Source organism: Chitinophagaceae bacterium (genome assembly GCA_030053935.1).
Taxonomy (GTDB): domain Bacteria; phylum Bacteroidota; class Bacteroidia; order Cytophagales; family JASGCU01; genus JASGCU01.
Genome location: JASGCU010000080.1, coordinates 4,893 through 11,307, shown reverse-complemented (window position 1 = coordinate 11,307; position 6,415 = coordinate 4,893). Strand labels below are relative to the sequence as shown.

Below are 6,415 nucleotides of genomic sequence, written 5' to 3'. Positions count from 1 at the left end.
TTTATTCCTGATGCGAAGGGTCATAAATATGCTTCGGGGCTGTTGCAACAGGTGAAGAATCTGAATAGTGGATATTACCTTCATGGGGAAACGAAAGGTACGAATACCCAATTTTGCATAGGTATAGCTGGTTATCCCGAGAAGCATTTTGAAGCTCCTAATAGAGAAATGGATATCAAATATCTCAAAGAAAAAGTGGATTTGGGAGCGGAATATATAGTGACGCAGATGTTTTTTGATAATGCGGTGTATCTCGATTATGTAAAAAAATGTAGGGAAGCGGGGATTTCCATTCCTATTATACCAGGTCTGAAGCCGATTACTTCTTTGAAACAAATCACCGTTTTGCCAAGGTCTTTCCATATCTCTATTCCTGATATATTGGTGCGGGAGTTATTAAAATGTAAAACAGACAGCAGTGTGAAACAGTTAGGCACTGAATGGTGTATTCAGCAGTCCAAAGACCTTTTGAAAATAGGAGTTCCGTGTCTTCATTACTATACTATGAGTAAGCCCGAATCTGTGATTGAAATAGCATCTGCTCTTTTTTAATTTTGTATGAATATAGCATTATTTTTTGGATCTTTTAATCCACCTCATATAGGACATATGATAGTAGCAAATCATGCCTTAGATAGTAATTTTATTAACGAAGTATGGTTTGTAATCAGTCCTCAAAGTCCATTTAAAGTAGATAAACAGCTTATAGATGCGAATATGAGATTAGAGATGGTACAGCTTGCTATAGCAAATAACGATAATTTTAAAGCATACGATATAGAATTTTCACTTAGAAAGCCGAATTATACTATAGATACTATGCGTTTTCTTCACAAAACATTTCCAATGCATACATTTTCTATTCTTATGGGGGCAGATAATCTTTTTTCTTTTTATAAATGGAAAAATTACGAAGAAATTCTCAACAATTACAATCTTATAATATATCCCAGAAAAGGAGTGGAGCAAAGTTTTTTACAGGAGCATCCGAATGTGCAGATGCTCAATACTCCTCTTATAGATACTTCTTCCTCATACATAAGAGAGAGGATAGAAAAAAAAATGTCTATTAGATACATGGTTTCAAACAATATAATTGCGTATATAGAGGAAAGGAAATTGTATCAATTATAATAAATAATAAAGCGACTGCAAAAAATAATACCTTGCAAAAAATATATAATACTTCTATAATACATTCATAAAAATACAATCACAATGGAAAAAAAATTTGACAGATATATGGTTACTGCGGCATTAATATATGCAAACGGACCAGTTCATATAGGACATTTAGCGGGTGCGTATATACCTGCAGATATATACGTTCGTTATTTACGTTCTCAGGAAAAAGAAGTTGTTTTTGTAAGTGGAACAGACGAGCATGGTGTTCCTATTACCATAAAAGCAAGGAATGAAAATAAAACTCCTCAGGAAGTAGTAGATATATATTATGAAATGATCAAAAAATCATTTTATGAATTTGGAATTTCTTTTGATATATATGCAAGAACGAGTAATCCTATTCACCATAGGATTTCGGAAGATTTTTTTATGAATCTTTATAAAAAAGATGCTTTTGAAGAAAAAGTAACAGAGCAATACTATGATACTGTTGCAAAGCAATTTTTGGCAGATAGATATATAGTGGGCACCTGCCCCCATTGTAAAAATGAGAACGCATACGGAGATCAATGTGAAAAATGTGGTTCTACCTTGAGTCCATCGGATTTATTGAATCCTCGTTCTACTCTTTCGGGTGAAAAACCTATTTTGCAGAAAACAAAAAATTGGTATCTCCCCTTAGAAAAATATCAAAAAAGCATAGAAGCATATTTAGAATCTCATAAAGAATGGAAAATAAATGTTTTTGGTCAGTGTAAAAGTTGGCTTACGCAAGGACTTCAATCTCGTTCTATGACTCGTGACCTAGAATGGGGAGTGAAAGTTCCTCTTCCTGATGCGGAAGGAAAAGTGCTTTACGTATGGTTTGATGCCCCCATAGGGTATATATCTGCTACAAAAGAACTTATTCCTAACGATTGGGAAAAATATTGGAAAGATACTAAAACCAAACTCGTACATTTTATAGGAAAAGACAATATCGTGTTCCATACTATTATTTTTCCTGCTATGCTTATGGAACATGGACAGTATATACTCCCTGATAATGTTCCTGCAAATGAATTTATGAATTTAGAAGGGCAAAAAATTAGCACCAGTAGAAATTGGGCGGTATGGCTTCATGAGTATCTCATAGATTTTAAAGGCAAAGAAGACGTGCTTCGCTATATGCTTACTGCAAATGCTCCCGAAACAAAAGATAGTGACTTTTCTTGGAAGGATTTTCAGACAAAAAATAATAGTGAGCTGGTGGGTATTTTTGGAAATTTTGTCAACAGAACGCTTGTATTAGTTCATAAATATTTTGAAGGGGTTGTTCCCCATACAGAAAAATTACAAGAAAAAGATACAGAAGTGCTCCTCTCCCTTCAAAAACTTATTTCACAAATAGAAGAATCCATAGAAAATTTTAAATTCAGAGATGCTCTTTCTTTTTTTATGGATATTGCTCGTTTAGGAAATAAATATTTAGCAGAAACAGAACCATGGAAACTTATAAATACAGACGAAGAAAGAGTAAAAACAGTTCTTCACGTAGCTGTTCAAATAACAGCGGTTTTACAGATAACATCGGAACCATTTATCCCAAAAGCATCTTTCAGAATATCAGAAATGCTTGCCATCTCCCCAAAAAAATGGATTCATCTAAAAAATATTCCTGATCTCATAAAAGCAGGACATATTATAAATCCATCTTCTATATTATTTGAAAAAATAGAAGATGAAACTATAGAAAAACAACTGCAAAAATTAGAACTTTCTAAAAAAAATAACATATATCCAACACAAAATACCTTTGTTACTCCAATAAAACCCAGTATAAAGTATGAAGAGTTTGAAAAAATGGATATACGAATTGCTACCGTTTTAGAATGCGAGAAGGTACCCAAGTCGGAAAAATTATTACGATTCTTATTAGATACAGGGTTAGATAAAAGAACAGTCGTAAGTGGAATAGCAGCATATTATAATCCATCCGAGCTTATAGGAAAGCAAGTAATACTATTGGCAAACCTATCCCCCAGAAAAATAATGGGGATAGAATCCCGTGGAATGATTTTATCTGCTGAAGACCAAAACAAAATTCTCACCCTTATACAACCAAAAATAGAAACAACCGCAGGGGCAACTATAGGATAATGTAGAGATATTCGTAGCTATTCGGATGTTTATTTTGTAATAGTGCGATTGAATCCACTCCCCAAAGTCCTTTTTGATATACTTGTAATTTTGTGAAATTTGATTATCAATCTTGTAGACACTACATAAAATGATAATGTTTTTTGCAATAGAATTACTTTTTTTAAATAAAAAAATTAAAATTAAAAAAAAATATTAATTTATGAAAATTCAAAAATAAATTTTTTATATTTATGTTACATCTATTTTTGCGAACTAAAGTTCGGTTAAGTAGATGTTCGACGGAATTGAAAAAGAAAAAACAATCATCAAAAAATAAATGACAGTGTCAAAAAAGAATATAACTTTGCAAAAAAATCACTAATTTTATGACAAAATTACCAATAAAAATATCACCTTGCCCAATAATTGAAGCAATTGTTGAATTAAAATTTAAGTCGGCTATGCCCAAAGGGGCTATATTTGGTATTCTTTATAATGCTGTCAAAGACAAGTTCAATAAAGTTGATAAATTGCCAGCATCGATGTTACCAAATGAAATCATTGAAAATGACCCAGATTTAAAGTACAAAGCTTTATATAGATTAACCAATAGTAACAGTAAATTCATAGCACAAGTTGGAATGGATATTGTCTCATTTCAAGTACCTAACAATTACATTGGGTGGAAAGATTTTTTAGAAAATGCAACTTCATTTTTTAAAACAGTAAATGAAATAGGGTTGATAGAACAACCAATTAGTTTAACGTTGAGATATTTGAATTTTTTTGAACTTGATATTTTTAAACACATTAATATTCAAGTTCAAATGATTAAAGAACCTTATCATAGTAACAATTTAATTATCAGAACAGAAGTACCTCAAGGAGAATTTGTAAAAGTTTTGCAAGTAGCAAATAATGTAACTATTTCAAATGCCTTAGATAAAAAACAAGGTTCGTTATTAGATATTGCTTGTGTATTAAGTAATTCAGATAAATTATTGCTATCTAATATTGAAAAATTGTTAAATGATGCTCACAAAATTGAGAAAGAACTATTTTTTAACCTTCTAAAAGATGAATTTTTAAAAACCCTTAACCCTGAATATCAATCATGAGCAATGTACATTACAATAGTGCCCTAATGCCTTATTCTGCTCCCTTATTGCCATTTTTTTTCATAGCTGTTTCGATAGCAACTGAAAGGATAGAGATAAATAGAAATATACCTACTCAAAAATTTGAAGATATAGCAACATATCATCCACAAGAGATTGATAAAGTTTTTCATTCTTTGCCTAATCGTTCTATAGAAATAGAAGAAACATCACAAATAGGGATTTTACATGAATTTCTTACAAAAATGGTTACTGATAGTAAAGATTTAGAAGGAGAAATAGTAAATATGGTCAATCGAAAATTTGAAAAACTTTTGCTAAAATTATGAACAAACCTGAGAATATATTTGACAATATTAAACTGTATTTGCCAAAATATCTCTCAGAAGACGATACTAAGCGTTTATTTAATGAATTACAGAGTTTTCCTAATAATATAGATAAACGCCTTTATAGTAGTTTTCTGAAGAATGAAAATGTAATTTTTCAAGGCGATGGATTGAAGAATTTAACAGTTACTAACCTCCCCAGCAGAATTTTTTTTGAAGCACCAGTTATGGTACTGTCAAATACCTGTGATATAGATATGTCTAATAAAAGACTTTTCCCATCTAATATATGCTACGCTCCTGTTTTCAGCTTAAATAATTATAGAAAATCTTTACTTGAAGAAAAAATCAAAGATGAAAAATCCATAGATAATCATGTAGCAGAAATAAAAAAGCAAAAAATAACACAAATTTTTTACTTGCCAAAAGGAGATAAGTTACCAGAGGATTGTATTGTATTTCTTGACAGGATAAATCACTGCGATAACAGATCTCTATCAAGAGAAAATTTAAACCCAAGCAGGATATTTATTTTAAGCAATTATGGTTTTTATGTCTTTTTAGTAAAGCTGTCAATTCATTTTACTCGAATACAAGAAAAAGTAGAAAGAAAATAAGAAAAATAAAAGCTGAGAACCCATGGATATTCACCTATAAAAACCAACACACGAAGGTTAGACAAACGTTGGGTATGCAGGGGTGCAACCGCTAGCAGTTATCAAAAAAACAACGAATTGATGAAAACTCTCACATTGAGTCCACTCCGAAAACTCACTTTTGGTAAGTTTATAACTTTGTAACTATTGATTATCAATAGAGTTAACTCCAATATTTTTGTAAAAAGGACTTTTCGGAGTGGACTCAAGATTTAAAATAAAAAAATTAAATAAATTCATTAGATGGTATTTGTAGATATAACAAATGATGTCGCTTTTAGAAAAATTTTTGGTTGTGAGCAAAGTCCGGAAATCCTTCTTTCTTTTCTTAATGCAGTATTAGGAATTCCTGAGGGAAGAAAAATTATTCATATTGATTTTAAAAATCCGTATCAACTTCCACAACTCCATAAAAAAAAACAATCTATTTTAGATGTGAAAGTAGTAGATGAAAATAAAAAAAACTACATAGTAGAAATGCAAGTGGAAGAACCCGATGGATTTGAAAATCGTGTCCAATACTACACAAATAAGGACTTTGTGAGTCAAATTAAAGCAGGAGAGCAATATGTACTTCTCAATCCCGTAATTTTCATAGGTGTTATTAAATTTAATTTTTTTAGTAATCCGCATTATCTTACCCGACATATTTTATTAGATACAAAAACACACGACCACGAGCTGAAAGGAACAGAATATAATTTTGTGGAATTATTAAAATTTGATAAAGAAGAAGAGGAATGTCTTACTGTTACAGAGCAGTGGGCTTTTTTCTTAAAAAATTCAAATACACTAAGAGATATTCCTAAAAATGTTACTGACAACGGATTGTTATTAGCATATCAAATGGCATACAAATTTAAATGGACAGAAAAAGAATTGGATGAGTATGACTATGCAAGTATGCGAGAACAGGATGAAAGAGGAAAAATAAGTAGAGTGGCGAATAAGCTTGCGGTAGCAGAACAACTTGCAAAGGAAGAAAAGCAACGAGCAGAACAAGCAGAAACGCGTGCAGAACAAGAAAAACAACGTGCAGAACAAGAAAAACAACGTGCAGAACAAG

Annotated in this window: 7 protein-coding genes; all 7 read left to right on the top strand. The window is 31.3% G+C overall.

The window, feature by feature from the left end:
- Nucleotides 1-552, top strand: a 552-nt coding sequence (locus QM536_07975; protein MDI9356940.1) for a methylenetetrahydrofolate reductase, incomplete at its 5' end; no start/stop codon positions are given.
- Between the two features lie 6 nt (nt 553-558).
- The gene (gene nadD, locus QM536_07970; protein MDI9356939.1) at nt 559-1,134 is read left to right on the top strand and encodes a nicotinate (nicotinamide) nucleotide adenylyltransferase; all 576 of its coding nucleotides are present in this window, start codon (nt 559-561) and stop codon (nt 1,132-1,134) included.
- 84 nt (nt 1,135-1,218) lie between these two features.
- Nucleotides 1,219-3,264: a methionine--tRNA ligase gene (metG, locus tag QM536_07965; GenBank protein MDI9356938.1), complete on the top strand. Its 2,046-nt coding sequence runs from the start codon at nt 1,219-1,221 to the stop codon at nt 3,262-3,264.
- A 368-nt stretch (nt 3,265-3,632) separates the two neighbouring features.
- Entirely contained in the window at nt 3,633-4,364 is a 732-nt protein-coding gene (locus QM536_07960) for a TIGR04255 family protein (GenBank protein ID MDI9356937.1), read from the top strand.
- Entirely contained in the window at nt 4,361-4,693 is a 333-nt protein-coding gene (locus tag QM536_07955; protein ID MDI9356936.1) for a hypothetical protein, read from the top strand. Before QM536_07960 ends, QM536_07955 begins: the two co-directional genes overlap by 4 nt.
- Nucleotides 4,690-5,310, top strand: a complete 621-nt coding sequence (locus QM536_07950) for a hypothetical protein (GenBank protein ID MDI9356935.1) — start codon at nt 4,690-4,692, stop codon at nt 5,308-5,310. The genes QM536_07955 and QM536_07950 overlap by 4 nt, the downstream gene beginning before the upstream one ends.
- A gap of 282 nt (nt 5,311-5,592) precedes the next feature.
- Nucleotides 5,593-6,415 (top strand): Rpn family recombination-promoting nuclease/putative transposase (locus QM536_07945; protein ID MDI9356934.1); only part of this gene is annotated, 823 nt, incomplete at its 3' end.

Bases quoted from the DNA above. Each gene is read 5' to 3' on its own strand.
- nadD (MDI9356939.1), top strand. From the start codon at position 559: ATGAATATAGCATTATTTTTTGGATCTTTTAATCCACCTCATATAGGA.
- metG (MDI9356938.1), top strand. From the start codon at position 1,219: ATGGAAAAAAAATTTGACAGATATATGGTTACTGCGGCATTAATATAT.
- QM536_07960 (MDI9356937.1), top strand. From the start codon at position 3,633: ATGACAAAATTACCAATAAAAATATCACCTTGCCCAATAATTGAAGCA.
- QM536_07955 (MDI9356936.1), top strand. From the start codon at position 4,361: ATGAGCAATGTACATTACAATAGTGCCCTAATGCCTTATTCTGCTCCC.
- QM536_07950 (MDI9356935.1), top strand. From the start codon at position 4,690: ATGAACAAACCTGAGAATATATTTGACAATATTAAACTGTATTTGCCA.